This is a genomic window from Halococcus sediminicola, assembly GCF_000755245.1.
Classification (GTDB): Archaea; Halobacteriota; Halobacteria; order Halobacteriales; family Halococcaceae; genus Halococcus; species Halococcus sediminicola.
The window spans coordinates 33425-59959 of sequence record NZ_BBMP01000022.1; the positions used below are offsets into that span (position 1 = coordinate 33425).

25 protein-coding genes are annotated in these 26535 nt (G+C 60.1%); 8 read left to right on the plus strand and 17 right to left on the minus strand.

The window, feature by feature from the left end; translation table 11 throughout:
* Positions 1-92: 92 nt before the first annotated feature.
* From ACP97_RS20185 to ACP97_RS09310, 3 genes are all read right to left on the minus strand, one after another.
* Positions 93-233: a hypothetical protein gene (locus ACP97_RS20185; RefSeq protein WP_202593591.1), complete on the minus strand. Its 141-nt coding sequence runs from the start codon at positions 231-233 to the stop codon at positions 93-95.
* Positions 230-1210, minus strand: coding sequence for an MBL fold metallo-hydrolase (locus tag ACP97_RS09305; protein WP_049997564.1), 981 nt, complete (start codon positions 1208-1210; stop codon positions 230-232). Before ACP97_RS09305 ends, ACP97_RS20185 begins: the two co-directional genes overlap by 4 nt.
* 89 nt (positions 1211-1299) lie before the next feature.
* Complete coding sequence (locus tag ACP97_RS09310) at positions 1300-2322, minus strand: NAD(P)/FAD-dependent oxidoreductase (RefSeq protein WP_049997565.1); 1023 nt, start codon at positions 2320-2322, stop codon at positions 1300-1302.
* Between the two features lie 131 nt (positions 2323-2453).
* Between ACP97_RS09310 and ACP97_RS09315 the strand changes: the two genes are divergently transcribed.
* Positions 2454-3392, plus strand: coding sequence for a diacylglycerol/lipid kinase family protein (locus tag ACP97_RS09315; RefSeq protein ID WP_049997566.1), 939 nt, complete (start codon positions 2454-2456; stop codon positions 3390-3392).
* Positions 3393-3423: 31 nt separating this feature from the next.
* Here ACP97_RS09315 and ACP97_RS09320 read toward each other — a convergent pair whose 3' ends face one another.
* From ACP97_RS09320 to ACP97_RS09330, 4 genes are all read right to left on the minus strand, one after another.
* Complete coding sequence (locus tag ACP97_RS09320) at positions 3424-3987, minus strand: peroxidase-related enzyme (RefSeq protein WP_049997567.1); 564 nt, start codon at positions 3985-3987, stop codon at positions 3424-3426.
* A gap of 55 nt (positions 3988-4042) precedes the next feature.
* Complete coding sequence (locus ACP97_RS20420; RefSeq protein ID WP_202593592.1) at positions 4043-4183, minus strand: hypothetical protein; 141 nt, start codon at positions 4181-4183, stop codon at positions 4043-4045.
* A gap of 55 nt (positions 4184-4238) precedes the next feature.
* A complete protein-coding gene (locus tag ACP97_RS09325) occupies positions 4239-4490 on the minus strand; it encodes an MTH865 family protein (protein WP_049997568.1) in 252 nt (83 codons plus the stop codon).
* Positions 4491-4574: 84 nt separating this feature from the next.
* On the minus strand, positions 4575-5357 hold the full coding sequence (locus ACP97_RS09330) for an HAD-IIA family hydrolase (RefSeq protein ID WP_049997569.1): 783 nt from the start codon (positions 5355-5357) through the stop codon (positions 4575-4577).
* 209 nt (positions 5358-5566) lie between these two features.
* On the opposite strand from ACP97_RS09330, the gene ACP97_RS09335 reads away from it, so the two are divergent.
* The 3 genes from ACP97_RS09335 (at position 5567) to ACP97_RS09345 (ending at position 8222) form a co-directional block, all read left to right on the plus strand.
* The gene (locus ACP97_RS09335) at positions 5567-6784 is read left to right on the plus strand and encodes a Cdc6/Cdc18 family protein (protein WP_049997570.1); all 1218 of its coding nucleotides are present in this window, start codon (positions 5567-5569) and stop codon (positions 6782-6784) included.
* 455 nt (positions 6785-7239) lie between these two features.
* Positions 7240-7506 (plus strand): hypothetical protein, encoded by a 267-nt coding sequence (locus ACP97_RS09340; protein WP_202593593.1) that lies wholly within the window; start codon positions 7240-7242, stop codon positions 7504-7506.
* The gene (locus tag ACP97_RS09345) at positions 7503-8222 is read left to right on the plus strand and encodes a hypothetical protein (protein ID WP_049997571.1); all 720 of its coding nucleotides are present in this window, start codon (positions 7503-7505) and stop codon (positions 8220-8222) included. The genes ACP97_RS09340 and ACP97_RS09345 overlap by 4 nt, the downstream gene beginning before the upstream one ends.
* A gap of 640 nt (positions 8223-8862) precedes the next feature.
* Here ACP97_RS09345 and ACP97_RS09350 read toward each other — a convergent pair.
* Both ACP97_RS09350 and ACP97_RS09355 read right to left on the minus strand, forming a co-directional pair.
* The gene (locus ACP97_RS09350; RefSeq protein WP_049997572.1) at positions 8863-9210 is read right to left on the minus strand and encodes a hypothetical protein; all 348 of its coding nucleotides are present in this window, start codon (positions 9208-9210) and stop codon (positions 8863-8865) included.
* Between the two features lie 175 nt (positions 9211-9385).
* A complete protein-coding gene (locus ACP97_RS09355) occupies positions 9386-9751 on the minus strand; it encodes a hypothetical protein (RefSeq protein WP_154019987.1) in 366 nt (121 codons plus the stop codon).
* A 205-nt stretch (positions 9752-9956) separates the two neighbouring features.
* On the opposite strand from ACP97_RS09355, the gene ACP97_RS09360 reads away from it, so the two are divergent.
* Positions 9957-10172: an Lrp/AsnC family transcriptional regulator gene (locus ACP97_RS09360; RefSeq protein WP_049997574.1), complete on the plus strand. Its 216-nt coding sequence runs from the start codon at positions 9957-9959 to the stop codon at positions 10170-10172.
* A gap of 173 nt (positions 10173-10345) precedes the next feature.
* Here ACP97_RS09360 and ACP97_RS09365 read toward each other — a convergent pair whose 3' ends face one another.
* The gene (locus tag ACP97_RS09365; RefSeq protein WP_049997575.1) at positions 10346-11329 is read right to left on the minus strand and encodes an NAD-dependent epimerase/dehydratase family protein; all 984 of its coding nucleotides are present in this window, start codon (positions 11327-11329) and stop codon (positions 10346-10348) included.
* 101 nt (positions 11330-11430) lie between these two features.
* On the opposite strand from ACP97_RS09365, the gene ACP97_RS09370 reads away from it, so the two are divergent.
* The gene (locus ACP97_RS09370; RefSeq protein WP_049997576.1) at positions 11431-12546 is read left to right on the plus strand and encodes a glycosyltransferase family 4 protein; all 1116 of its coding nucleotides are present in this window, start codon (positions 11431-11433) and stop codon (positions 12544-12546) included.
* Between the two features lie 61 nt (positions 12547-12607).
* Here the strand turns inward: ACP97_RS09370 and ACP97_RS09375 are convergent, their stop codons facing one another.
* From ACP97_RS09375 to ACP97_RS09395, 5 genes are all read right to left on the minus strand, one after another.
* Positions 12608-16396: a S8 family peptidase gene (locus ACP97_RS09375; protein ID WP_079977603.1), complete on the minus strand. Its 3789-nt coding sequence runs from the start codon at positions 16394-16396 to the stop codon at positions 12608-12610.
* 151 nt (positions 16397-16547) lie between these two features.
* Positions 16548-17891 carry a sulfatase gene (locus ACP97_RS09380; protein ID WP_049997577.1) on the minus strand — a complete coding sequence of 448 codons (1344 nt, stop codon included), beginning with the start codon at positions 17889-17891 and terminating at the stop codon, positions 16548-16550.
* Positions 17892-17981: 90 nt separating this feature from the next.
* Positions 17982-19091, minus strand: a complete 1110-nt coding sequence (locus ACP97_RS09385) for a hypothetical protein (RefSeq protein ID WP_154019988.1) — start codon at positions 19089-19091, stop codon at positions 17982-17984.
* A 212-nt stretch (positions 19092-19303) separates the two neighbouring features.
* Entirely contained in the window at positions 19304-20413 is a 1110-nt protein-coding gene (locus ACP97_RS09390) for an O-antigen ligase family protein (RefSeq protein ID WP_237561139.1), read from the minus strand.
* A gap of 89 nt (positions 20414-20502) precedes the next feature.
* Positions 20503-21615 carry a glycosyltransferase family 4 protein gene (locus ACP97_RS09395; protein ID WP_079977604.1) on the minus strand — a complete coding sequence of 371 codons (1113 nt, stop codon included), beginning with the start codon at positions 21613-21615 and terminating at the stop codon, positions 20503-20505.
* A gap of 124 nt (positions 21616-21739) precedes the next feature.
* On the opposite strand from ACP97_RS09395, the gene ACP97_RS09400 reads away from it, so the two are divergent.
* Positions 21740-22660 carry an alkaline phosphatase family protein gene (locus ACP97_RS09400; protein ID WP_049997581.1) on the plus strand — a complete coding sequence of 307 codons (921 nt, stop codon included), beginning with the start codon at positions 21740-21742 and terminating at the stop codon, positions 22658-22660.
* Between the two features lie 54 nt (positions 22661-22714).
* Here the strand turns inward: ACP97_RS09400 and ACP97_RS09405 are convergent, their stop codons facing one another.
* On the minus strand, positions 22715-23446 hold the full coding sequence (locus tag ACP97_RS09405; RefSeq protein ID WP_049997582.1) for an NTP transferase domain-containing protein: 732 nt from the start codon (positions 23444-23446) through the stop codon (positions 22715-22717).
* A gap of 198 nt (positions 23447-23644) precedes the next feature.
* Between ACP97_RS09405 and ACP97_RS09410 the strand changes: the two genes are divergently transcribed.
* Positions 23645-25018, plus strand: coding sequence for a UDP-N-acetylglucosamine 2-epimerase (locus tag ACP97_RS09410; RefSeq protein ID WP_049997583.1), 1374 nt, complete (start codon positions 23645-23647; stop codon positions 25016-25018).
* A gap of 220 nt (positions 25019-25238) precedes the next feature.
* Here ACP97_RS09410 and ACP97_RS09415 read toward each other — a convergent pair whose 3' ends face one another.
* Positions 25239-26531 (minus strand): CDP-glycerol glycerophosphotransferase family protein, encoded by a 1293-nt coding sequence (locus tag ACP97_RS09415; RefSeq protein ID WP_049997584.1) that lies wholly within the window; start codon positions 26529-26531, stop codon positions 25239-25241.
* Positions 26532-26535 lie beyond the last annotated feature (4 nt).

Here is a 26535-nt window from a genome sequence, read left to right on the forward strand (position 1 = left end):
GCGCCTACGACGCTCGCGGTGAACCGCGCTCGTTTCACTCGCGCGGACACGGCCGCCATCGCACCGACCGCAGAAGCCCTCACTCGCTGCGCTCACGGCTCACTGTGTTCGCCGTTCGCATGGCGGCGCTTCACTTCGTTCGCGCCGCCCGCCGCTCGTTCGCCCTTCATCCGCCGAGGAACCGCTCCCGCACCGCCACCGCGCCGCGACCGCCACAGCGGCCGCGCCCTCACGCCTCGACCGCCGGAAACAGCTCGTCGAGGTCGGGGTCGGTATCGAACAGTCGATACTCGGTTTCGGTCCGCTCGGCGACGCCATGGGACGTGAGATGTTCCAGATGGGCGTAGGCCTCGCCCGGCCCGTGGAGGATGTGAATCGCCGAAAGATCGCCGAACAGGTGTGCGCTCACGGTCCACGCGCTCGCCGGGCCATGCTCCGAGAGCACGTCCAGAACGTTCGCGGTGCGCTCGCGGTGGTGGACGATGATGTCGCGTGCGCGGCCCGCCGGGTCGTCGATGGGGTCGCGGTGACCGGGCCACGCACGGGCGAATCCCGCGTCGACGATGCGCTCCAGCGTGTCGAGATAGCGGGCGAGCGGGCGCTCGACGCGCACGTCAGCCCCGCCGACGTTCGGCGTGTAGTGGGGCAACAGCGCATCGCCCGAGAGCAGTTCGCGGCCGTCAGTGCCGTCGAAGACGTAGCCCGTGAGACCGGCGGCGTGGCCCGGTAGATACAGCGCTTCGAGGTCGCCCTCCGGCGTGTCGAAACGATCGCCGCCTTCGAACGGTTCGACGGTCGGCGGCGTTCCATGCGTGCTCTCCTCCAAGAAATCGAGCAGTTCCGCGCGCGGGTCGGCTGGCATCCCCCACTCGTCGAGCAGTTCGCGCTGGCGTGCGTCCATCGCCTCCCACGCTCCGTCCTCGCGGGCGATGAGCGGCGCGTCGGCGGCGTGTGCGCGGACCGTCGCGCCGCTTGCATCCTGAAGTTCGCCCGCCAGCCCCGCGTGGTCGCCGTGCCAGTGAGTGAGGAGGATCTGGTCGATGTCCTGAATGTCCACACCGCAGTCGGCGAGTCCCTCCTCCAGTTGCTCACGCGTCTCGGGCGTCGCCACGCCGGTATCGACCAGTGTGGGCGCGTCCGAATCCGCGCCGAAGACGTAGGCGTTGTTCAGCCCCTCGAAGACGGTATTTTCGAGCCTGATGCGCTCCATCTATCGCCACGCTCCGTGCATACCCCGGCTACTGGACGGGCGATACATACCACTCGCGGTCGACGGTCGTCACTCGAATCGAAGGGTAGTCAGTCGTCGCCGGCGGCGCGCGAGGCCGATCGCTCGCGCAGTTCATCGGACACCGCCGGCACGTCGTCGGCCGTGATCTCGCCCGCCGCTTCGAGCTCATCGAGACTCATCGGGAACCGGCGGAGGTCGTAGTGGATGTCGATGCCCGCCTTGGCTCCCTGTCCCATCGCTACCGGGATCTGGTTGTGGCCGGGCACGAGGTCGCCAACCGCATAGACGCCCGCAGCGGAGGTGTTGCCGTGGTCGTCGACGTTCACGGTTCCGTCGTCGTTGACCTCACAGCCCAACCCGCGGGCGAGGCCGTTGTTGTACTCGGAGCCGTACATCGCGAATCCACCCTTGTACTCGCGGCGCTCGCCACTTTCGAACTCGAACCCGCCGAGCCACGACGAATCCTCCTCGTCGGAAAATTTCGAATCGATCTCGCTTTCGACGATATCGACCGGGTGCGCCCGAAGCTGGCGGTCAGTCTCGTCGGACCACTCGGGGTCGTGGCCCCGCAGCAGGAGGTCGACGTCGTCGGTGAAGTTGAGCATGATCATCGCTACATGAGCTGCTGACTCGCCGTGGCCCATCACGTACACCGATTCGTCGACGAACATGTACGCATCGCAGTGCAGACAGTAGTGGAGACCCCGGCCCGTACGGGGCAGCGGCGGGTCGGGATGGGTGTCGGAAAAGCCGGTGGCGAGCACCACGCGGTCGGCGAACAGTTCGGAGTCGTTGGTTTCGAGGCGGAACGCGCGCTCGTCGTCCACCCGCTCGGCGTCGGTCACGAACGTCTGGCGATAGTCGGTGCCGTAGCCCTCCAACTGTTCGATGGCGGTTTGCAGGAACTCGTTGCCGCTCACGTTCTCGGTGACACCGATGACGTTGTGCGTATCGCGCATCATCGCGGCGCGACCGCCGCCACGATTGAGCACGACCGTATCGTGGCCGAGTCTGGTGGTATAGAGCGCTGCGGTCAGTCCCGCCGGTCCGCCGCCGATGACCGCCACGTCGTAGTCCGCGCTGTCGTCCATATACTCACTAGTACTGCCGCGAGACGGATAACGAATGTGGTCCATGCGCACAACACCGCACGTCGGCAGGGCACGAGCCGTCGTTCGGTCCGACAGTCTATTCGTCCCAGGGGACGATGGCTCACGAAACGATGAGTGAGCGCCCGGAAAGCGGGGATGGCACACCCGAGGAGGCGAAGCGACGCGTGGTCATGAACCCCGTGAGCGGCGGCGGCGACCACGCCCCGACGGTCCGACGACTGGCCGAGCGACACGGCTACTCGGTTGTCGAGACCGAGGCGGCGGGCGACGGGGCCACCCTCGCGCGGGCGGCCGCGGCCGACGGCGTTGAGGTGCTCGCGGCGTGCGGCGGCGACGGCACCGTCCAGGAGGTCGTGGAGGGACTCGTCGAGGCCGACGCGCTCGAAAGCGTGCGTTTCGGCGTCGTTCCGGCCGGCACGGCGAACATCTTCGCGGGCGACATCGGGGTGCGAGGCATCGAGCACGGTTTCGAACTGCTCGAAGAGGGAGAAGTGCGCGACATCGACGTCGGCTTCGCCGACGGGGTGCCGTTCATCAAGTCCTGCATCGCCGGGCTGACCGCCGACACGAGCGCAGCGACCACCTCGGACATGAAGGAGCGCTTCGGACCCCTTGCCTTCGTCATCACGGGCGTCCAGCAGGCGACGAACTTCGAGGGGCTTGCCCTCGATATCGACGCCGACACGACCGAGGGCGAGCAGACGTGGTCGGGCGAGGCGCTCTGCGTGCTCGTCGGCAACGCCCGCCGGTTCGCCAAGGAACTCGGGCAAGCCAACGTCGAAGACGGGCTGTTCGACGTGACGCTCATCGAGCAGATGCCGCCGAGCGAGGCGGTCGCCGAGGCCATCGCTCAACAACTACTGGGTCTCGACACCGAGCACGTGACGCGGCTCAAAGCCGAGCGGATCGACATCGAGAGCCGAACTGGTACTGTCGACTTCAGCCTCGACGGCGAGATCTACAGCCGCGACCGCCTCACGCTCGCCGTGCGGCCGGCGGCGCTGTCGGTCTGTGTCGGCCCGGAGTACGACCGCGCGCCGACGGAGTAATCCTCCCTGTTCGAGCCGGCTTCCGAACCGGTCAGCGCCCGAGCGTGTGGAACTCCTCGTTCGGGCGCATGTCCGCGAAGTTCGCCATCCGATTGGAGAGGTTGTAGTAGGCCGTGACGCTGGCGATGTCCCACGCCGCCTTCTCGGAGAAACCGACCTCGTGCAGGCGCTCGATGTCGCTCGAATCGACCTTCCCGGGCGATTCGGTGAGTTTGACCGCGACGTCGAGCATCGTCCGATGAGTCTCCGAGAGGTCCGCAGTGCGGTGGTTGGCCGCGAGCTGGTCGGCCAAGTATGGATCGTCGGCGTAGATCCTGAGGAGTGCGCCGTGGGCGACGATACAGTAATAACAGTCGTTCGCGCCGCTGACGGCGACGATGATCATCTCGATCTCCTCGCGTTCCAGCGCAGTGTTCTCGACCAGCGCGTCGTGATAGGCGAAGAAGGCCCGGAAGTGCGAGGGACGGTAGGCGAAGGCTGGGAACACGTTGGGGGTGAAACCCGCGTCCTCGGTCTCCGTCTCGATGCGGTCGCGCACGTCCTCGGGGAGGTCCTCGACATCCGGTACCGGGAACTCGCCCATCGGCTCGCTCATGGGTGATGGGCGGCAGGCTGAGGTTTAGCTCTTTGGGGCCGGTGACGCGAGTCGCCTACGACCACGTGTCGAGCCAGCGGTTGAGCACGAAGAGGAGTCCGTAGCCGACGAGTCCGACGACGAATATCGTCGCGGGGATGACGAACGGCCCGAAGGTTCGAACGAGGGTCTCGACGAGCGCCGCCAACCCATCCATGAACGAAGGTGGGACGCCGACGGGTTAACTCCACCCTTCGCGTGGCGACCGTGAACTAGATCTCGTCCTGTTCGTTGAGCTGTTCGATGACGTCGTCGACGAAGCTCTCGGGGGTTTCGTACGGGAAGTTCCCGCCCGAGAGCTTCGTGTTGAGCTCCATCGCCGTCATCGAGAAATCGCCGGACTCGAATTTCGTCGATGGGCCGTTCGGCAGCGCGGGCACGAGGTCCATCGGACTCGAAATCGGGTAATCCGCGTTCTCGAAGGCGTCGATCATCTGCTCTCTGAGTTCGGCTTCGTCTGCCATACTCCCGCTGTTCACGGACTGTTGGGAAAAACGTTCGGGAACTGCCGACCTGTTGGCGAGGATTGTCGGCACAGCCGGCGTGCGTCAGCGGTTGAGCACCCGCTCGACGTCGCCGAGCGAATCGAGGACGTGGTCCGGCTCGATGTCGCTCGCGGCGAGCAGCGCTCTATTGGTGGTGCCGGTGAGCACGAGCGCGGTCTCCAGCCCGCCGCGTGCGCCCATCGCGATGTCGGTGTCGAGACGGTCGCCGACGACGAGACAGTCCTCGGGCGCGGCATCGAACCCCGAGAGCGCGGCCGTAAGCGCCCGTTCTCCGGGTTTGCCGACCACGATGTCCGGCTCGCGCTCGGCGACGCCCGCGATGGCGTTGATGATGGCTCCCGACCCCGGCACCGCTCCGCCTTCGGTCGGAATCGTCACATCGGGGTCGGTGCCGACGAACGTCGCGTCCGCTTCGAGCGCACGCAGGCCGTCGGTCATGTCGTCGTAGTCGAACCCGCGCGTGTAGGAGGCGACGAGCACGTCGCACGCTTCGGGGTCGTCCGTCAGCGTGAGGTCCGCTCTTTCAAACTGTGCGCGCAGTCCCGACGAGCCAACGAGGAAGATCCGATCGTCGGCGTGTTCGGCGGCGAGGTAGTCGACGGTGACGGTGGCGGCCGACTCGATTTCCTCGGGAGCGACCGACAGGCCCATCCCCTGAAGGCGGTCGGCGAACTCCGTCCGGGACTTCGTCGGGTTGTTCGAGAAAAAGCAGACATCGTATCCGGCGTCGCGGAGCGCTTTGATGCCGCGGCGAGCGCCTGGCACCGGCGAATCGCCGCGGTACACTGTCCCGTCGAGGTCGACGATCGCGCCGCGAGAGGGCATGCGCTCACTACGGACGAGGGTGGGTAAATCCCGTCGTTTCGTCCACTGGGCTCACGAGGGGCGAACGAGCGGTTCGTCAGCAACCAGCACTGGCTGAAGTACTTTCGTATTGTCGGCAGCAGCGAGGGAACTTGCCCGAAGTATTATGTCCGAGGGAACATACACACTCGTAGTTCCGCTGGAGACACACCTCCAGCATGATTTCAAAAATGGGTAAATATGACGACCTCTTCGAGGAGACAGCGCCCGATGACAGTGTCTTTGCTGATAAGGGTGTACTCGACCCGCTCGCCGATCCCGATGCGGTCATCGGGCGCGAAGAGCAAGAGCATACGTTGGCAACGCTTCTGAACGGCGTAAATGAGGGATACCTCCCAACGACGGTTTCGGTCTATGGGCCGCCCGGAACGGGCAAGACGCTTACGACCCGGCGGGTCTGTACGGAGTTTGCCGCTCGCACGGAGATGGTGGCCGCCGAGTACGTGAATCTCAAAGAGTGTCGAACCCTATTCAGTGTCGCCAACGAGATCCACCTCGAACTCACCGGTGAGAAAAAGCAGGCCTACGAGGGTCTCGATGGTGTCTTCGAGGGTATTTGGGCGGCTCTGGAAGACTATCCCGAGTGGACGGTTCTCATCTTAGACGAGATCGATCACATCAAACACGATTCGAACTACGATCCGAACAACTTTTTCTACCGACTGTTGCGCGGCGAGGGCAAACTCGAACGGAACATTCGACTTTCAGTGTGGCCCTGCTCGAACGAACTCCTGAACGTCGATCTCCGGCTCGACTCGCGGGTTCGAAGCGCAATGGGTGGCGAAGAGGTGTTCTTTCCGCCGTACTCCTATCACGACCTCATGAGAATTCTCCCACCACGGATAGAGACAGCATTTCGTGACGGCGCCCTCACCGATGCGGTATTGACTGAGGGAAGCCGGCTGGCAGCGAACCGCTGGGGCGACGCTCGGAAAGCACTGACCTTGTTTCGACAAGCTGGGGAGACGGCCGACGAACGCGGGGCTACACGGGTCACCGAATCCGACCTCAAGACCAGTTTAAATACGACCGAGCGGGACGCCGTTCTTGAGAAGCTGGTCTTGCTCCCCCAAAATCACTTTCTGGTGTTAGTGGCGATCACTGGAACCAAACGGGGGGATGAAATCGTACAACCGATCGAAATGACACAGATCGAGGCGTTTTTGCAGAATGAGCAGGTACCTGATGAGCTTCAGTTCGGTGCTCGAGCGATCCGTGAACTCGTGACCGACTTAGACACGATGGGGCTGGTCGAGACATGGATTGAATCTCGCGGACGCGGCGGGCGAGTAAAGCAAATCGAGACAGCCTTCGACCCCAAGTGGGTACGAGCAGCCTCTTCTCAGTACACGGCGAGTACAGCGGGTGAAGTCAATGAGGACGCTTGAGATCGGATATCCTGTGCCATTGAGCACCGTAGTGGAAAACTGCTCCTTCACTCATTGCAACCTGATGCACTAATTTGCTGCCAGTTAGGAATAAACAGAGTAACGACCTGAAAGGTCGTCACTGCTGTCTATGACTCAGCAACAGTCGGTGCGTATAACGCAGTATGAACCCTCGCGCTAGTCGTGACGACCGTGTGGAGACAACCCGCCACCGTTATTCACTGACAGGAAGAATTTCAGACCACTCGTATGGACCACGACGATAACGGTATCATCGTATGAGTGTACACAGATGTTGGCGTACCGAGTCTAGCGGATACTGATGCACGTTCACATTCACTCCGGTAACCGAAGCCTTTCTTCCCTTCTTCCAATAGCACTATCATGCGGAATCGTGTGGGATCGACAGGGGATCGTTTTGCAACCAGATTAACGACCGCGGGAGGAAGTCATAGATGACTCCCTTGAAAGACGAGGGAACGCCATCCGAACGCAAGGTAATCCTTGATACGCTAGCCGGCCGAATCCACGAAATCGACGATCGACTTGATCAGTTAGATCCTGAGCTCGATGACACAGAAGCACAACGATTACAGATCAGGTGGACCCGAACACTTGGGTATCTCGCAGGCCAATACCGCAAACTCATGAAAGATACCGATATCGATGAGATGGAAGAGGATATAGAATTACTCCAGCAGATATCAAAAGCAAACCAATGACCAAGCGAAGCGTTGAGACTGACTTAGATGACTTAAGCGAGGCCATGCTGGATGATCTAGACGCTAAATCTCGTGTCGCCCTGTTGTTGAAAGCGAGAGAAGACAACCGCGATAGATGGGAAGAACGGTTACTCGAAACCATTCCGACGACCGTATACCGGGGGAAGGACCCGGAATACAAACGTCGAGCACAACTACTACACATGATAGCAAAGACAGTATTCACCAATCTCTACACGACGTTCCTCGAATTTGAACTCGTCAAGAGTCAGAATACTTCTCACGCTCTTCAAGTACTTCTTACGGCCTCGGATGACGACGCGATCCATCCCAATGTATCCCCGGAAAACGAGATGTCTCCGTCCGAACTATTCATCAGCCTCTATATCAACTTTTACGCCTGCAAGCGCTTTGCACGTCAAATCGTCGGAGTAGATCTTGAGACGTGGTTAGCGAGTCGCCCCGCGGGGCAACAAGTGGTGGCAGTAGTAGAGGAAACCTTAGAAACGGAATCAGAGTATTTTGAAGCGGAATCCCAAGACCTTCCCGAGATCTCGGGTGATAATTTCGATCTCTCCAGGGAAGATCTGCCCGAGAAGTTACCGAAGAACCCACTCGACCGATATGCATTGGATCGGTATGACAGTATGAAAGAAACATTCGAAGAGCAATTCGAAACGAGTCCGCTGCAGACGGGCCATCTCGGTTTGAAGTAGCTCTCCATTCATTCATGTATAGTTCACTACACACCAAGCATGGGCCCAGAACTTCCGAGCCATCCTGTGACTTTGGTGGCTACAGTGACAATCAAAAATTAAGATATGATTAAGTATTTTATTCCAGAAATTTATAATTTGATAGTTCCTCGAGTAACAACTCCGGGGCGGGCGACACTCGGATGTGTGATCGGATATCCGAATCGGCCAGACAAGTTGATGTTCTTTTTTACTAATGCGTAGTGGCCAATCAAATTCGAATTTCGCGGGCGAGATGCCCTGATAACAGTTGGTTACCACGGCTCTCGCGCTCGAACGACTCTATGCGTATTGGATTCGGTTGTGTTCTTATCGGTTACGCGCTCGCCATCACAATCTCCGCAAGAAACAGTACGTAATAGTCGAATTTGTCCGTTCCCTCGTGAATCTCCGACCGGTGCGTCGTTCGTCCTCAGCTTCAAGTGTTTCAACGCGGATAAACAGTGGGCGATCAGGTCAGACGATGCGTGCTCGGTCGGTCCGGTTGGTTCGGTACCGGTGGCTCTATCAGAGGTCATGAACGAAATGGGCTCTCGATTTCAGCAGAGGTATCGCCAGCGGAGAGATCCAACTTTCACCGCTGTGGTATCGGACACGCGATTCATCGACTGTCACCCGTCCTGGGACCGCGCTCGTCGAGTATCCCGATGCCACACAGCGTTAGATAGTGTGACTGATGAGCAACATCGGCGGTGAGTGCGAGCCGCGCCTCGGCCAGCCACTCATAATATCCGCAGGTAGCGTGTTCGACTGTTCGACGGTCACACCCTCTACAGTAGAGGCGCGTGACGGACACCGGCTGCTCGCCAGCGCGGCGGTAAGCGTAGACGGTCACCGTACTTCCTTCGCCGAGTGCAGTCTTACACTGTTGACAGAGCGCAGTTTCGCCGGTACCGACGCTCCAGCCGGTGAGAGCCTGTTCGACCGCAGCGGTCCCATCAGCACTCATTCGCCATCACCCCAGAGTGAACTGGAACGCGTGGTTCGGGCGGTCGTTGGGGTATCTGTAGATGATCCAATCCGCCTACAGATACCATGCTCGCGGCTCCCATCGGGAGTGCCGCTCTCGCCGTAGGAACGATCGGTGATCGCGAAGACAGACGAACCACACGTACACCAGAGAGTCATTCCTGGCCCTCGTGATGTTCAGCATACGAAACGGCTGTCCGCGCTCGTTCCGGACTTTTGCGAGAGAGCCAGCGACCGTTCTCGAACGCACGCTCGATATCGGCGTCATGGTAGTTCGCGTCGGCGAGCTGCGAGCGAACAGCGTCCTCGTTGGCGACGTCAAGGATGAACAGTGGGACATCGCCGTCGTAGCGTTGGCTGTCCGATGTCTGTTCGAAGCATTCACAGAAGATCACCGTCGCGCCGGCACAGACGACTGGCGTCGCAGTATCGAGATAGAGCATTCGCTTGGCTTGCTGGCCGGTGATCGATGCAACTCGTTGGTCGGCAGCTTCAAGGCTGCCGTGTGTCTCTATGGACATGGGCTTGCGACAGATCGTTTAGAAGCCCACGGTCGGGCGCTCCTATCGCCCGGCCATGATTTCTATGGCCCCGCGAACTTCTCACTGGTAGTTCAATCTGCGGGCACTTAATGTTTTGTGAACCACGTTTCGTTCGGTCAATTCATAAATCACATGTCGTAGTAGCACGAATGTTCTTGTAGTGGCACTAGCTAACCAAATACCAATGGAGCCACGGTTGAATGACACCGACCAGGCCATCCTCCGTGAGATTCAAGATAATGGCCGAGCAACGACGACACTGATCGGTGAGGTGGTCGGTGTATCCCGTACATATGCCGCCAATCGAATTCGAAGAATGCGCGAACACGGTTTCCTAACGGAAGTCGCACCAAATCTGTACAATATTACTGAGAAGGGCCGTGATGCACTGGATGAGTAGCTTAACTACTGCACTTGTCCTAGTTCCGGTTTGATATTTTGAGGGTATTCTTACATCTGCACGAATCACAATCAAAATGTATGTGTTAGACTGTCCCTATACAAGTATAGAAGTCACAGGGGTTGGAGATCTTTAGCTGGCTTCTGTATTTCTTGTCCACAACAAAATGGTTGCTACGAAGAACGAACGAGCGGTTCGTACCACTCGGAGTTGTCTCGATACCACTCGATGAACTTCCCCACGCCGCTGCGGATGTCCTCGGTCGGTTCGTAGCCGAGCACGTCCGCCGCCTTCGAGACGTCCGCGTGGGTGTGTTCGGCGTCGCCGGCCTGGCGCTCGCCGTACTCAATGTCGAGGTCGGGGGCGATCGCGTCGCGGATGACCTCCGCGAGCGTTTGGATGTCCACGTTGTCGGTGCTGCCGATGTTCATGACCTCGCCATCGGCGGCGTCGGTCTCCAAGAGTGTGGCGTTCGCGCGAACGATGTCGTCGATGTAGGTGAAGTCCCGGGTTTGCGAGCCGTCGCCGTAGACGACGGGCGGTTCGTCGTTCATGCACCGCGAGACGAAGTTCGAGATGGCCATGTTCGGGCGCATACGTGGGCCGTAGACGGTGAAGTATCGGAGCGCCACAGTAGGAATATCGTAGAGGTCGCCGTAGACACGAACGTAGCTCTCGGCGGCGAGTTTCGAGACGCCGTACGGACTCACCGGGGTGGTGGGATGCTCCTCGTCGTAGGGGAGATAAGAGGGTTTGCCGTAGACCGACGACGAACTGGCGAAGACGATACGCTCGATGGACGAATCACGGGCGGCATCGAGCACGTTAAGCGTTCCCTCGACGTTGATGTCGTCCACGCGCCGAGGATTTGCGACGCTGGCCCGGACGCCGGCCTGTGCGGCCTGATGAAAAACGAACTCGGCGTCCGCCACGAGGTCGGCGACGAGTTCGCTATCACGGACGTCACCCTCGACGAGTTCGTAGGTGCCGTCGCCCTCGGTGGCCGCCTCGCGCGCGACGTCGATGGTGCGGCGCTTGATGTCGGTGTCGTAGAAGGGTTCAAGGCTGTCGAGGACGACGACATCGTGACCATCGCGGACGAACGATTCGGCGAGATGGCCGCCGATGAAGCCCGCGCCGCCGGTGACGAGTATCATTTCCTCGAACCAGTCAGACGACCGGCTAAAGCGTACCGAATCTCCGGCGAGAGCGCTCGCTCATCGAATCGCTTTTGGGCCGTCTGGGACCACCGACGGCAATGCGCATCCTCAGAGTCGCCCAGAAGACCTACCCGGAGGTCGTCGGCGGCGGCACCTACCACGTCCACGCGATGAGCCGCGATCAGGCCGCGATGGGCCACGATGTAACTGTGCTCACCATCGGCGACGGCCAGCGCCGTGAGGAACGGGCCGGCTACACACTCCTTCGGCGGCCAGCGACCACCGAAGCACTCGGCAACAGCATCTCCGCGGGGGTCGCACGATTCCTCCGAAAAGCCGACGACTACGACGTGATACACGCCCACTCACACCTCTATTTCTCGACGAATCTCGCGGCGCTCAAACGACGGCTCGATTCGACCCCACTGGCGATCACCAACCACGGACTCTACTCACAGTCGGCCCCCGAGTGGGTCTTTCGCTGGTATCTCCGCACGCTCGGCCGCGCGACCTTCGACAGCGCTGACGCCGTATTCTGCTATACCGAGACCGACGCCGACCGACTCCGCGAGTTCGGCGTCGGAGCACCGATTCAGGTGGTCCCGAATGGCATCGATACTGACCGTTTCTCGCCCGAAGGAGCCGAAAGCGACCGGGTCACGGGCGATCCCGCGGTGCTGTTCGTCGGCCGACTGGTCGAGGGGAAACGACCGGGTGACGCGCTGGCGGCGATCGAGCGGGTTCGAGAATCCCATCCCGGGGCGCGGCTTCACTTCGCCGGTCGAGGACCGTTGCGGGCGGATCTCAAACGGCGCGTCGTCGAGCGTGGACTCGGTGACACAGTAGCGTTCCTCGGCGAGGTTCCCCACGAGGAGATGCCGGGCCTCTATCGTGGCGCGGACCTCTTCGTACTTCCGAGCCGCGCGGAAGGACTCCCGCGAACAGTATTAGAGGCGCTCTCGACGGGGACGCCGGTCGTGACGAGCGACCTCGCGCAGTTAGGACCGATCGTCGACGGGGCCGGCACCACCGTGCCTGTGGGAGATTGGAAGGGATTCGCCGACGCGCTCGACGAACTGGCCTCGGCCCCAGAACGCCGCAGGACGTGCGGCGAGCGCGGGCGCGAGCGGGTGGTCGCCGAACACGCATGGAGCGACACGGTCGCACGGACGACGGCCCGACTGGAGGCACTCTGTGGGAACAACCATCGGTGAGCCGACCGCGTCAGTCGGCGGTCGATGATTCGAATGCCCCATTTCGGCGTTTGGACCCGATTCAGTCGTCGCTGATCCGCTCAACGGCGGCCGATTCTGTCGCCGTGCCGGCGGCGCTCGCGTACGTATCGACCGTCGTTCGGTAGGCGCTGTAGGCGTTGGCCTGCCGTCCGTTGTGGGCGACCGTCTCGGTGCCACGCACACCGTTGAAGACCGCCCAGTCGGTCTCTTTGTCCTCGTTGAACCAACACCACATGTCGACGCCTCGATTTTCGAAGTACGTGATCGCGTCCCGAATCCATTCACCTTTGCGCTGTGGGTCGTGTCCGACACCCACCTTCGACGAGGAAGCGAACTCCGCGACACAGACTCGTTTGTCCCCGAAACCGGTGAGCCTGTCGAGCATGTCACCGTAGATGCTGTCGGGCGACTGCCAGCTCGACCAGTCTTTGCTGCGACCCCAGTTGTAGCCGTCGAGACTCAACCAGTCGACGTACCGGCTGCCCGGATACAGTTGTTCGGCCGTGTAGGAGCCGATGTCCTCGGCGTTCACACACCACATCCACTGGAGGTCGTCGCCGACGCTCTGTCGGTCGAATCGGTTGTGGACACGACGCCACATCTCGATGTAGCTTCGCGGGCTAGAATCGCCAACGGTCGGTGCCCACGGATACCAGTCGCCGTTCATCTCGTGGGCAAATCGGAGATACGCCCGTCGGTCGTTCGATCCGGCGAGGGCGTCCCGCAATCGGCCCGCCCAGCGGTCGATATATCGGTCGTGCTCGCCGTTCCCAATTCGGACCTCGATGTCGTTCGGCGTGGTGCTGGCGAGGCTCTCGATGTAGGCATCGTACTCGTTGCGTTCGACGAGCGACTGCGTGTCGACCGAGGCGGTCCGTGCGCCGGGCGTGTACGGCTCCCACGTGATCAGCGGCGTTCGGCCGGCGTTCCAAATTCGCGGGAGGATTCGGTCGAACAGCCAGTTCATGTGGCCTTCGTCGGGGTTCCACGGCACGAACAGGTTCTGGACGGCGTAGGGGGTGTTCTGCCAGCCCTCCATACGGTCGATAGTGTCGAAGTTCGCATCGCTGAGTCCACTGTAAACCCCAATATCCATATTTCCTGTAGTGCCTGTTCGTTTGCCATTGAGATAGGCGGTCGCCTCACCATCGATGTCGAGATCCGCGAGTTCACCCGAGAACTTGTAGCTGTCCCGACCGCCACGTCCGACCTGTCCGGTGGCGGTCGATCCTCGCATCTCGTCGGTGGCGTCGATGGTAGCCCCGTTGGCCCCGGTACGTTTGAGCGTCCCGCTCGTCGAAAACGAGTACTCGGCCATGGAGCCAGTCCCCACGATGGTCAGGACGTTGTCGAGGTAGTCGTCGGGGTCGATGCGCTCGCCGTTGAGATAGGCCGTGGCGTCGCCGTCGATGTCGAAGACCACGAGGACGCCCGAGAACTTGTAGCTATCGCGGCCACCGTCGCCGACCCGCCCCGTCGCGGTCGACCCCCACTGCTCGTCGCTGGAGTTGATCGACGCATCGTTAGCACCTGTCGATTTGAGCGTCCCGCTGCTTGCAAGCGTGTACTCCGCCCCGGAGCCACCCCCCTCGATAGTCACGACGTTGTCGAGGTAGTCGTCGGGATCGATCCGCTCGCCATTGAGATATACAGTAGCGTCGCCGTCGACGTCGAGCACCACGAGCGCGCCCGAAAACTTGTAGCTGTCCCGGCCGCCACCGCCGACCTGTCCGGTGGCGGTCGACCCCCACTGCTCGTCGTTGGAGTCGATGCTCGCGCCGTTCGCTCCCGTGGAGTTGAGCGTCCCGCTGCTCGCGAGTGTGTACTCCGCTACAGAACCGCTCCCCTCGATCGTCACGACATTATCGAAATATTCGTCGGGATCGATGCGTTCGCCGTTGAGGTAGGCAGTAGTATCACCACTCACATCGAGTGCGACGAGTGCACCGGAGAACTTGTAGCTGTCACGACCGCCACCGCCGACCTGCCCCCGCACGGTCGACCCCCACTGCTCGTCGTTGGAGTCGATACTCGCGCCGTTGGCTCCCGTTGATTTGAGCGTTCCGCTGCTCGCGAGCGTGTACTCGTCGACCGAGCCACTTCCTTCGATTGTCAACACGTTGTCGAGGTAGTCGTCGGGGTCGATCCGCTCGCCGTTGAGGTAGGCGGTCGCGTCGCCGTCGATGTCGAAGGCGACGAGTGCGCCCGAGAACTTGTAACTATCTGTATCCCCACCGTCGACCCGTCCGGTCGCAGTCGATCCCCAGCGGTCGCTGTCGAAGTCGATTGTGGCGCCGTTCGCTCCGGTATATTTGAGCGTCCCGCTCGTTGCGAGCGTGTACTCGTCGACGGATCCATCCCCCTCAATGGTCAGCACGTTGTTCGGATATTCGTCAGGATCGATGCGATCGCCATTAAGGGTAGCGATGGCATTCCTTTCGAGATCCAAAGCGACGAGTTCACCCGAAAAATCGTAGTTGTCGCGGTCTCCATCGCTAACCAGTCCAGCAGCGACCGATTCCCAGCGAGTATCGTTATCGTCAGTTGAGGTCGTTTTGCCGGAACGGCTTCGAAGCCGGCCGGATGCCGAGAGCAGATAGCGTGCTCGCCTTCCAGTGCCTTCAATTGATACCGTGTTTCCGAGTTCTCCGCCGACAGCGCTCGTATCGACCCGGCCCACTCCCTGTTCGGCGCTCGACAGCCTCACGTCCACCGCAGTACTCAACAATCGTTCGCGCAGGTCCGTGTTCGAGAGATCCTGTTCCGAAAGCACCAACGCTGCGACCCCCGAAACGACCGGCGCTGCCATCGAAGTCCCGGAAAGCGTCTCGTAGCCGTCGTCGGTCCACGTCGAGAGCACGTTCGTCCCCGGTGCGGCGAGATCTATTTCCGGGCCCCGATTGGAATAGGATGCGAGACTGCCGTCGGGGTCAAGCGCTGAGACGGCTAGGCACTCGTCGTAGGCGGCAGGATAGTCGACCGAACCGCCGTAGTCGTTGCCCGCAGCGGCGACGAGCAACACGCCCTGTTCGTGCGCATAGGAAACCGCCGTCTGGAGCGTTTCGGTGAATCCACCGCCGAGCGAGAGGTTGATGACGTCCGCACCGTTGTCCGCGGCCCACTGGATGCCGTCGGCGACATCGGCGGTGTAGCCCGACCCACTCTTGTCGAGCACGCGGACACCGAGCAGCGTCGCGTTGCTGATGCCGGCGATACCGATTTCGTTGTCGGTCCCGGCAGCCACGATGCCGGCGACGTGCGTTCCGTGCTGTTCGTCCGCGAGCGAGTCGGGATACGGCTCGTCATCATCATCGACGAAGTCACGTCCGCGGCCGTCGGCAGCGGTGGCTTCGAGATCGGGATGGTCGTACTTGATACCCTCGTCGACGACCGCAATCGTTACGTCACCATCACCGAACGTGGTGTCCCACGCTGCCGGTGCGTTCACCATCTCGGGGGCGTACTGGTCGCCGAATCGCGGGTCGTTCGGAACGGTGAGGGTCTCGTAGATGGCATTCGGTTCGGCGTACTCGACGCCCGGACGGGAGGCGACGGTGCTGGCGACGTTGACCGTCGCGGTCGCCGAAGCACGCTCGGGTAGCTCGGCTCTGACGTAGCCGAGTGTATCGTTCTTCCCGATGATTCGGGCGTCGGACGGCAACGCGCGCTGGGCCGTCTGCTCCGCGTTCACGGACGAAGCGACACCAACGAGGATTTCCTCTCGCCTCCCTCGCTGGGCGGTTGCGGTCTCCGCCGAGCCGGAAAGCACCCCGATCGCCCCCGCAACTTTCAAGAACTCTCGTCTGTCGAACGATGGCGTATCAGGCATAGTTCAAGCAGATATCTTTGCACAATAAATCTTTGTGTTGCTGTAATTAACAGATCAGAAACAAGTGGCGTGTTCGTGAACGTCAGAACTGGATGGGTACCGACGACAGGCCACACAGTCCGATTACTGGGTCAAAGGTTGTCCCGACGATTCAGTCTCGATAGCCGAGGGCCTGAAGTCGCTCCTCGACACCGGGTTGGGCTTTGATGTCGGGGATAGTGATGTCCGCCGAGGTGCGCTCGATTGCCTCGAAGCGCGCGTCGAGTTGGCGCTCGAACTCCTCGACCGTGTCCGGATTGGTGTCGGCGACGTCCTCGGTTTCTCCGGGGTCGCTATCGAGATCGTACAGTAGTTTTTGGTCAGTCATGCCATCGTAGAGGAACTTCCAGCCCTCGGTTCTGAATCCGAAGCGAAGCGCCGATTCGCCACGAACCTGTTTTTCGGTGACGACCGCATCGAACGAGGGCGATTCGTCGTTTCGGAGCAGCGGAAGTAGTGACTCGCCAACCATGCGGTGTTCCATCTCCTTGGAGAGGGATGCACCGGCGAGGTCGAGTGCTGTTGGGAGGATATCCACACAGCGAACGAGGTCGTCAATCCGTCGAGGCTGGTCGATGTCCGCTCCATCCGGGAAGGACATTAAGAGCGGGACGTGCGTGAGTTCGTCGTGAGGGAGATTGCTATGGCCGTAGTCGTCGTGTTCGTAGAACTCATCACCGTGGTCGCCAACGACGACGATGAGCGTGTTGTCGAGATGGCCACGCCAGTCGAGTCGCCCGAGGAATTTCCCGAGTTCGGCGTCAAAATATTCGACTTCCTTTCGATAGTTCGTTCGTAGTTCTCGATGTTCGGCGTCGGTAATCTCGTGTGGAGAGGTGACGGCTGCCTTTCGCCAGAGGCGCTCGGCGCGGAACTTGTTCCGGTAGGTGAACTCGCCGCCTGGCAGATAGGGGCCATGAACGTCCATGTACTGTGTCCAGAGGAACCACGGTTCCGGCGCTGCCTCGGTCCATGCGTCGAGCCGTTCGTTCGTCTGCGGGCTGGGCATGTAGGGAGTCCGCCGGAGTAACCGAACGAACTTGTTGGCATATCTGAGGAAGTCATCAGGTGCGTATTCGAGCAGGCCGTCGCTCTCGAACGGCAGGATGTTTTCCTCGAAGGTGTCGAAGCCCTTGTCGAAGTTCCAGAGCCGCGAAACGTATGGGTTCGAGTGTATTGCCCCGGTAGTGTAACCGTTCCGTTTGAACTGTTCGGCGAACGTCGGCTGGTTCTCCTCGATATACCGATGCCCGCCGTATTCGAGCGGGTAGCGACCAGTGAGCATCGCTGTCATTGAGGGGGCAGTACTGATACCCTGTGAATAGCAGTTCTCGAAGACGATGCCATCGTCGGCGAGGCGGTCGAGCGTTGGCGTGTCGTACGATTCGTCGCCGAGCACGGCATCGCAGCGCAGCGAATCCACGACCAAGAACAGCACGTTCGGAGACTGGTTCATGGGCACTACTCCAAGTCCGTAGTTATAGGACTTGCTGAGTCAAACGAGGTTTCCAAGTAAGTTGTGCGAATGGCTGACCACTCATGTGTATCAAGCGATATCGGTCGTTGATGGGGCGTTGCCGGTACTCAATCGTCGTCGAACGGCAGAGAGGCCGACAACTGCAAGAAGGATGATGACAGGTACGAACTGGATACGACGGCGAAAGGCCGCACCGCCGTTCATTTCGATGATTGAATAGGCTAGGATACCCGCGGTGAGAAACGCAACGAGAACACTCGCTGAGGGAGGGAGGCTGTGTGGATGGGCCCTGAACAGCCGCCATGCACCGTAGGCAGCGAGCAGGCAGACGCTAAGCAGGAGCCAGCCGCTCATCCCGGCCAGCAGGTCGATCACGCTGTTGACATCCCACGGCATCGGCGCGGCGAGAAAATAGAGCACTTTGAGCGGCGCAAACAGGACGACATCGATCCATGTATCATAGTGCAACCACGTCAGATATGCCGATCCGCCGTGTGCGCGAACGTGAGCATAGGCATCAAGCGTAGCCGGGGACAATCCATCGTCGTTTCGAGGGCCGATGAACGCTCCGAGTTGCGTGACCGCTCCAATCACACCAACGACTCCCACAACAGCTACGGCAGCGAGCGCACGGGTGTACTCGTGGTAGCGAACCCCTGTTGCCACCACGAACGCGATACCGATAATGAGGAGTGTCTCCGGGCGGAGCGCCCACAGCAGCCGTGCGACGACGAGAAGGAGCATACCCCCACCTGCAAGTCGGCGCATGTCTGTGGGAGATTCCGCCCACCACACCGCAATCCAGATGGCAATGAGGACTGGCACCACGACGAGTATCTCGCGCATGAGGACGACGGACCGATAGATCACGGACGGCCAGAACGTCGTGACGGCGACCGCAAGGAGCGACCACGGCGTATCGAGACCGATTTCACGGGCGAGAAGCCACGTCACATAGCCGAGTCCGGTGGCATAAGTGGCGATAGCGATTCTACCGGCGATCGGACTATCGCCAAGAAGGACGTAAAACGGCGCGAGGAGATAGGCGACGAGCGTTCGCATTTCGTTATGTTTGCTCATCTCGGGTGCAAGATCGGGCATCGGCGTGAGAAACTGACCGCCACGCCACGCATCCGCGAGAACGGTCGCACGAGCGTGGAAGTCGGGTGCAATGGCCACCTGAGCGAACAGCCCCAACGAATTATCGAAAAATATGATTGCAATTCGAAAAACCAATCCAACAACGAGAATCGCCCAAAGCGCTCGTGGAGGTCGTGTCAGCGATTTCATAGTAATTGGCAGCATTGGATTCATCAAAATGGTTCCGAAATGTGGCTCGGTGTTTGAAACCAGCAATGCACACAGTTGACATATTTGTGCCCGGAAATAATTTATCGAAAGCTAAACTCCACCTGTCGGCTTTCGGTCGACAACTGCGTATACCCAACGAGCAGTGCCCCAAGTATCGAAAGCAAACTGAGTCCGAAAATCGTCATTCCTGCGAATAATTCCAAGGTGAGAAATACTGAAAGCAGTAGAAATCCGAACAACGTTTCGCGTTGAACGGTTGGAAACCCAATGACAACAACGATGGTAGTGAGGGCGAGATACGCCCCACCACCGAGAACGCCACTTATCAGAAACATACGGAGGTAGCTATTGTGAGTTGCGTTCACCGAACTTTCCATGTAGTTGTCCAGCACGGCGACATCGCGTCCGGGACCCCATCCGATCACCGGTCGGTCACGTATGGCTTCGTATGCTGCGGTCCAGAGTGCGCGACGGCCGCTGAGGTCGACGTTTGTAATGGCGCGCGGACCAGGAACGACACCAAACATCATTCCAAAACTGACGACGACGGCGAGCGCACCGACTGCCACGAGCAGGGCCATCGCGGCCGGACCAAAGAGGCGGTAGACGACATACAATCCAGCGGCAACGACGAGTGCAAGCAGCGCCGCCCGCCCACCGGCGAGGACCGCACCGAGGGCGTTCAGACCGACCAACCCGGCAGCCAGCGGCGTGTACGAGCGAGTGTATCTCGCCCCAGCGGCGATCGCCCCCATTGCAGCGAGACCCGAGAGGTGATTCGGGTTCTTGAACACCGATGTCGGGGTATTTAACACGACGCCGAGCAGTTCGAGGTTCGTGTGCCACGGTGAAATCATAACTCCGACAATTCCGTAGCTACCAACCAACACCGTCGGGAGAGCAATCAGGACGAACGCCCCCGCGGTGTAGGCGAGAACATCATGAAAAGTAGCCCGGTCGACAGTCGCCGGAACGACGAAGAGGTTGATGCCGGTAATCACGGTGAACGCCCCGAGACGAAGCAGGCCCGCTCTGGTCGGGTCGAGCGCCGTCGTGAGCGCGAACACCGCCCAAATCAACAGCACCATCGGGACAACTGCCCAGTGATAGATAACCGCGAAGCGGTCTGTGACGACGAGCGCGCCGACGAACAGCACGTACACGGCGAGAACGACGATGTAGCCGATCATGCTTGGTACGAGCGAAGAGAGGGTAAGCGACGCTGCGAGTATGATTAACAACGTCCAAAGAACATTATTGTCAACCGTGTTTTTCGTGTTCAATTCCATAGTAGTTGTTCATAAACTGCCAACGTTTCACGCGCCGTTCGCTCCCACGAGAACTCCTGATAGCGCTGCTGGCCACGCTCACGTAGACACTCGCGCAGCGATTGCGAGGTCAGTACGCGCTCTAGTGCATCGGCGAGGTCGTTTCTGTTCGTTGGATCAATATAAACGCCGGCGTCGCCGACGACCTCGGGAATCGAGGTCCGGTCGGAGGCGATGACAGGCGTTCCATGAGCCATCGCTTCGAGCGGCGGCAACCCGAATCCCTCGTAGAGTGAGGGATACACGAACGCAGTAGCGTGTGCGTACAGCGCCGCCAGCGTCTCGTCGTCGACTCGACCAAGAAATTCGACATCGTTTCGGTATGGTTCGGGTATTCGCTCCCGCAGTTCCGTGAGGCTGTTGCCGTACTCTGCCCCGGCGATAGCCAGTTTCGCGGCCGTTTCGCCGGTTCGAGAACGGAGTTCGATATAGGCGTCCACGAGTGTTTCGAGGTTTTTGTGCGGGCGCAGCGAACCAACGAAGAACAGATACGGACCGTCGATTGGCGGCGACTCGTCGGTAGCAGTCTGTATGCCACCGGGACCGTGCGGAACGACCGTGATTTTCCCGCCGTCGATGCCGAACTCCGAGACGATATCAGAACGAGCATGATCCGAGACAGCAAGAATGTGATCCGCGGAACGCACGCTCCGGCGGATCATGGAGGTGATGTATCGATGTTTGAGAGTCCCCAGACCGCGAAAGTACGAGGGGAAGTGGACGTATTTCAAATCGTGAACAGTGACAAGTGACTGTCCGCGAACGAACAGCGGCAGATACGATGACAGCGCATGAAACAGGTCGTACTCGAACGAATGTCTGAGGAAGTATAACTGTCGTCGAGGTCCGACACCCCTGATGTCGGCCGGGGTTATGGTGACGTTCTCCTGGTTCGACCAGTGAGAGATGTTCCAGTTCCGCTTGTCTGCTGGTGGAGCGATGATCTCGAATCGAAGCCGTTCAGCCATCGGTAGCAACGCATCCAGGAGTTCATAGGCGTATCGACCCGCTCCGGAGACTCCTCCGCCGAGAGGGCTCGCATCGATGAGAACGGATCGTGACATAGCAGATTCGATAGCCACGGTTGTCAGCACACAGTTTTATACTATTTCATTTTCTCGGTTGAAGTCTCAGCACGGCCGATGAACCGACCACAACCCTCATTTCATTCCCATGTAATTCAGCAGCATGAACACTCGTACACGGTTGCGCCGGGCGCTCGACAATCCGATGCTCTTTCTCCGTCAGATAAACCGACTCTACCACCGACGGTTCGGCCGCCGCGGCCACAACACCGACGGTATCGATATCTTCGCGGAGGACTGGGACACTCTCTGTATCCTCGACGCCTGTCGGTACGATATGTTCGCGCGCTGTTCGAAACTACCGGGCCAACTCGAACGCCGACAGTCGAGAGGGTCAGCGACCACTGAGTTCCTCACAGCGAACCTCGACGGCCGTGACCTCACGGACACCGTGTACGTGACTGCCAACCCACAGCTCTACCAGAATCGGGAGTCGATAGCCGTCGACTTCCACGACGTGATTCACGTCTGGCGCGAGGAGGGCTGGGACGAGGAATATGGTACCGTGCTCCCTGAGACCGTCACCGAGTACGCGCTGCGTGCGGCGGAAAAGTATCCGGACAAGCGCCTCGTAGTCCACTACATGCAGCCCCACTACCCGTTCATCGACTCGGAGACCGACTTCGACAAGGGCCACCTCACCGGTGCGCGACAGGAGAACGTCTGGAACCAGTTGCTGCTGGGAACGCTCGCCGCCGAGCGCGAGGATGTCTGGCGCATCTACGAGGCGAACCTGGAGCGCGCGCTGCCACACGTCGAAACACTGCTAAGGAATCTCGAGGGGAAGACGGTCGTCACGGCCGACCACGGCAACATGGTGGGTGAGCGCGCGTTCCCATTGCCGATCCGCGAGTGGGGCCATCCCCGTGGTATCTACACTCCGGAACTGGTGTCGGTGCCGTGGCTGGTCCACGAATCCGGCCCGCGCCGAGAGATACGGGCCGACGACGCCGAAGTCCAGTCCGAGCAGGTAACCGATGAGGTAGTCGCCGACCGCCTGCGCCAGCTCGGCTACGCCGAATAATGCGATAGGTTCACGACGCCACTCGGGCCCATCCAGCGAAATCGAGAGAAAGGGCTATCGCTCCGGAGCCGACTGTTCGGCTCGCTCACTCCACTTCTCCCGTGCAGCGCGGAGGTGAGCCGGCGTGTTTATCTCGTGGCGCTCGTCGTCATCGACACGAATCGGTTTCGAGGGCACGTTCTCGAAGATTATCGGGAACCAGTCGTTCTCCTCGCCGTCGAGGATTTCGATGGCTCGCTCGCGGTGGGCGGCGTTGAGCACGAACAGACCGACCTCCTGATGGCCTTCGATGGCCCCGTACTCGGTGATGACATCCTCGTCGTTCCAGCGCACGGCGGTCATCTCGTCTTGGATGCCCTCCACCACGCCGACGCCGCTGAAGCCGTCGTCACGGAGGTCGTTCTCGTAGGTCTGCACAATATCATCGATAATCGACTCTGTGAACACCACGTCGCCACACACCAGCAGTACGTCCTCGTCGTCGATGCGTTCGAGCGCCGTGCGCGCCGTGTAGCTGTTCTCGGTCGTCGCCCACTCGTCGATGACTACGAACTCCACGTCGGTGTCCGCAGCGATATCACCCGTGTCGAAGGCCGATTCCGGCGCAGTGTCGTCGTCGAAGCCGTGTCCGAGTACGACCGTGATTCGATCGCAATGCGGGGCGAGACGAGTGAGTTGGTGTTCGTAGAGCGGGCGTCCGCTGACTTCCAGGAAGAGTTTCGGCAGTTCAGCGGTTCGTTCACCCATCCTCGACCCCTCACCGGCAGCCAGCACTATCGCTTCCATGCGTCCACAAACGAGGCCTGCCGGATAGGGATTTCTATAGGGGGTTACCAGAACAATCCATAGTTTTTCGCGAATCCCTCCAGTAGTTGGGAGATACAGAGGCTGTATTCAGCAAAGTGTTCATATAGACTCAGGGCTGGGTAATCGGATATTTTGCAATAACGAAATATATTACCCGGTTCCTCGAAAGTCAGCACTATGGATGCGTCCCCGACGATCTACGAAGATCGCCTCGCCACGCAGATGGATCGTGACGATTTCGTTCTCGCGGTTGTGACAGCGACGAAGCCAGACTTCTACAAACAGGCGCCGGTCGTCGCCGCCGCCGACGCCAACAACCTCCCCTGCTTCGTGATCCACACCGGTCAGCACTACGACGACGTACTCGGCCACGGTCTCGAAGAATATGGTCTCGAACCCTACATCGCGGCCGACTTCGGCATCCGGGGTGATCTGAGCCAGAAGACCGCCGAGATGATGCTTGCGGTCAAGAAACTGGCAGTGAAGCTCAACGAATGGTCCAATACGACCGTTCTCCCGATGGTCCACGGAGACACCCACGCCGCGGCCATTTTCCCACAGGCATGGATGTTCGCCACAAATCAGCAGGTCGCGCACAACGAGGCCGGTCTCCGTGGAATGGCGCCAGCCTACGAGACGACTGCCGACCCCGAAGCGGTCATCAGGGAACAGTGGGACGGCGAATGGCATGTCGAGCGGACCGAGCCATTCCCCGAACAGTACGATACCTTCATCGGCTCCGCGGCCTCGATCTACCAATTCGCGCCCATCGAATTGAACCGCGAGCATCTCGAACGCGAGGGCTACCCCAACGAGGTGGACGGTCAAGAGCGCATTCCGGTGGTTGGCAATTCGGTGGTTGATGCCATTGAGATGAAAAGCACCCAGGATGGGGAAAGCGTCTTCGACGTTTACCCCGCACTGGAGGCGCGCGACGACTGGATTCGCGTTGACATCCACCGTCGGGCGAACCTTCTACCCGAGCGATTCACTGCTATCGTCGAGGGCGTAATCGGCCTCGTCGAGCGCGGCTACAACGTCAACTTCGTCGAGTTGACCGCCACCGAGCAAGCCCTGCGCAACTACGGATACCGCGATCGCCTTCAGCGATTGGCTGATGAGCGCGAAAACTTCCTTTTCACTGGGCTTTGGAAGAAGCACGCCCATGTCTACGAATTTCTCACCTCTGGGCAATGTCTCGCCGAGTTCACTGACTCCGGGAGCATGCAGGAAGAACTCAACCATATCGAGGAGGCACTTTGCCTCACTGCCCGCTTCAACACCGACCGCCCGGAAACAGTTTTCAACGCAAACACGAACCTCCTTGTTCCGCCAACCGATGGTGAGTTCGTTACCGACATGATCACCCACATCGCCGAGACGGACGCAGTACGTGAACGCATGCACTCGGGCGAGAAGCTCTACGGTAGCAACGTGGGCGAACGCATCGTCGAGTTCCTCAAAACCCACAACAATGACCGGGTCTTTGACTGGACTCACGAGCGGCTCGGCTTTGAAGCCGGTGGCGATTCCGAGTTTGAGTATCTGTGAATTCTCGTTCTATACATCATCCAACGTGTAGATTGGTCTGAATCAGCAAAGATACCTGTGCAAGATGTTCCCTGTATCTCGCACACCGATTTTCAACAAGTCGGGTATATGTAACGTAGAAATTCCGGTGACCACTGCTAATTCTTGTATCAAAGCCGTTTACAGCGAGGACAGCGGTCAAAAACGGCGTTACGGGCGCACTCTATCTTGTCACCAATACTCACGGTATCCGATCATGCTCGGCGACGGATGTATCGCTTGGTTCGGACGAAGCGAATTGTCGGCAGACGGTTGCCGATCGATTTACGTCCGGCAACTGCATGAATCGGTTTCGCACCGCTTCGCGCTCGGCGGCATACTCGTCGTCAGTGAGGACGGCTTCGAGGGACGAACACAGTTCCTCGAAATCGCTGGCGATTGGGCCGGGCGTGACCGTCTCGTAGTCGAGATAGAACCCGCGCTCCGAGCGATAATCGTCCAGATCGAACGGGTAGAACACGATGGGTTTGTCGAGAAGCAGGTAATCGAAATATACCGAGGAGTAGTCGGTGATCAGTGCGTCGGTCTCGGGCAGAATCGAGTAGGCGTCCGCCGTCCCCGGTAGCGGCACGAGCCTGTCGAACGCCGTGAAATCGGTGTCTAAACGTTCACTCGGGTGGAGCTTCACCAGCAAGTAAGCGTCGATTCTTCGGAGGAATTCGTCGAGCATCGAGAGGTCGAGGTGGTCAAGGACGTACTCCTCTGTGGCGGCATGGTACGTAGGCAGATAGAGGAGTACGTCGCTTTCTGAAGGGAGCGAAGCGAGCATCTCACGCACGCGCTCGTCGGCCGCGAGACCAGGCACCGCTTCACCGTCCACGAGCGCGTCGTTCCGTGGGTAGCCGGTAACGACGACTCGTTCGGGGTCGAACCGGAAAGCCGAGACGAACGGCTCGATCATCGCCTCGCTCGTTACCGTGAAGTAGCTATACCGGTCCGTGATGGCGCGCTTGCAGCGCTGAAGTAGTCGCCATGGGAGCGAACCGGTTCCGTAACCGTGGTCCCAACCGAGCTGTTTCAGCGCGACGCCGTGCCAGAGTCCCACGACAGTGGCCCCACCACAGCACCACCTGTTCACGTCCGCGACGCCGTGGCTGACGAACACGAGTTCGGCCCGGAGATTGAGGTAAGTTCCGCGGGCCGAGTGGGCGTGATAGGCCTCGTAGCCGTGTGAGTCGAGTTCCGCGACCAGTTCGTTGTCCTTTGCGAGCCAGACCGGCCGCACGTTCGGACACGATTCGAGGACGTGGAGATAGAGGTGTTTCGAGTTGTCGAGGAACGCTTCGCCACCGCGCGCGCCGAACACCCACAGCCGTTCGTCCCGCGGCCAGACCAGCGAGCAGACGAACAGCACCCCGAAGAAGAGGAACGTTCCGGCGGTTCGAACGTACGAGTGTCCCGCCCGCAACCACAGGAGTAGTCTCGATAGCCAGCCATTGTCCGCCGACCCGTCAGGACCTCTCGTGAGAGCCATCTTC

What these genes read in the sequence shown, in the direction of transcription:
- ACP97_RS09305 (WP_049997564.1), bottom strand. Translation starts at nt 1,210, where the DNA reads ATGGAGCGCATCAGGCTCGAAAATACCGTCTTCGAGGGGCTGAACAAC.
- ACP97_RS09310 (WP_049997565.1), bottom strand. Translation starts at nt 2,322, where the DNA reads ATGGACGACAGCGCGGACTACGACGTGGCGGTCATCGGCGGCGGACCG.
- ACP97_RS09315 (WP_049997566.1), top strand. Translation starts at nt 2,454, where the DNA reads ATGAGTGAGCGCCCGGAAAGCGGGGATGGCACACCCGAGGAGGCGAAG.
- ACP97_RS09320 (WP_049997567.1), bottom strand. Translation starts at nt 3,987, where the DNA reads ATGAGCGAGCCGATGGGCGAGTTCCCGGTACCGGATGTCGAGGACCTC.
- ACP97_RS20420 (WP_202593592.1), bottom strand. Translation starts at nt 4,183, where the DNA reads ATGGATGGGTTGGCGGCGCTCGTCGAGACCCTCGTTCGAACCTTCGGG.
- ACP97_RS09325 (WP_049997568.1), bottom strand. Translation starts at nt 4,490, where the DNA reads ATGGCAGACGAAGCCGAACTCAGAGAGCAGATGATCGACGCCTTCGAG.
- ACP97_RS09330 (WP_049997569.1), bottom strand. Translation starts at nt 5,357, where the DNA reads ATGCCCTCTCGCGGCGCGATCGTCGACCTCGACGGGACAGTGTACCGC.
- ACP97_RS09335 (WP_049997570.1), top strand. Translation starts at nt 5,567, where the DNA reads ATGGGTAAATATGACGACCTCTTCGAGGAGACAGCGCCCGATGACAGT.
- ACP97_RS09340 (WP_202593593.1), top strand. Translation starts at nt 7,240, where the DNA reads ATGACTCCCTTGAAAGACGAGGGAACGCCATCCGAACGCAAGGTAATC.
- ACP97_RS09345 (WP_049997571.1), top strand. Translation starts at nt 7,503, where the DNA reads ATGACCAAGCGAAGCGTTGAGACTGACTTAGATGACTTAAGCGAGGCC.
- ACP97_RS09350 (WP_049997572.1), bottom strand. Translation starts at nt 9,210, where the DNA reads ATGAGTGCTGATGGGACCGCTGCGGTCGAACAGGCTCTCACCGGCTGG.
- ACP97_RS09355 (WP_154019987.1), bottom strand. Translation starts at nt 9,751, where the DNA reads ATGTCCATAGAGACACACGGCAGCCTTGAAGCTGCCGACCAACGAGTT.
- ACP97_RS09360 (WP_049997574.1), top strand. Translation starts at nt 9,957, where the DNA reads ATGGAGCCACGGTTGAATGACACCGACCAGGCCATCCTCCGTGAGATT.
- ACP97_RS09365 (WP_049997575.1), bottom strand. Translation starts at nt 11,329, where the DNA reads ATGATACTCGTCACCGGCGGCGCGGGCTTCATCGGCGGCCATCTCGCC.
- ACP97_RS09370 (WP_049997576.1), top strand. Translation starts at nt 11,431, where the DNA reads ATGCGCATCCTCAGAGTCGCCCAGAAGACCTACCCGGAGGTCGTCGGC.
- ACP97_RS09375 (WP_079977603.1), bottom strand. Translation starts at nt 16,396, where the DNA reads ATGCCTGATACGCCATCGTTCGACAGACGAGAGTTCTTGAAAGTTGCG.
- ACP97_RS09380 (WP_049997577.1), bottom strand. Translation starts at nt 17,891, where the DNA reads ATGAACCAGTCTCCGAACGTGCTGTTCTTGGTCGTGGATTCGCTGCGC.
- ACP97_RS09390 (WP_237561139.1), bottom strand. Translation starts at nt 20,413, where the DNA reads ATGATCGGCTACATCGTCGTTCTCGCCGTGTACGTGCTGTTCGTCGGC.
- ACP97_RS09395 (WP_079977604.1), bottom strand. Translation starts at nt 21,615, where the DNA reads ATGTCACGATCCGTTCTCATCGATGCGAGCCCTCTCGGCGGAGGAGTC.
- ACP97_RS09400 (WP_049997581.1), top strand. Translation starts at nt 21,740, where the DNA reads ATGAACACTCGTACACGGTTGCGCCGGGCGCTCGACAATCCGATGCTC.
- ACP97_RS09405 (WP_049997582.1), bottom strand. Translation starts at nt 23,446, where the DNA reads ATGGAAGCGATAGTGCTGGCTGCCGGTGAGGGGTCGAGGATGGGTGAA.
- ACP97_RS09410 (WP_049997583.1), top strand. Translation starts at nt 23,645, where the DNA reads ATGGATGCGTCCCCGACGATCTACGAAGATCGCCTCGCCACGCAGATG.
- ACP97_RS09415 (WP_049997584.1), bottom strand. Translation starts at nt 26,531, where the DNA reads ATGGCTCTCACGAGAGGTCCTGACGGGTCGGCGGACAATGGCTGGCTA.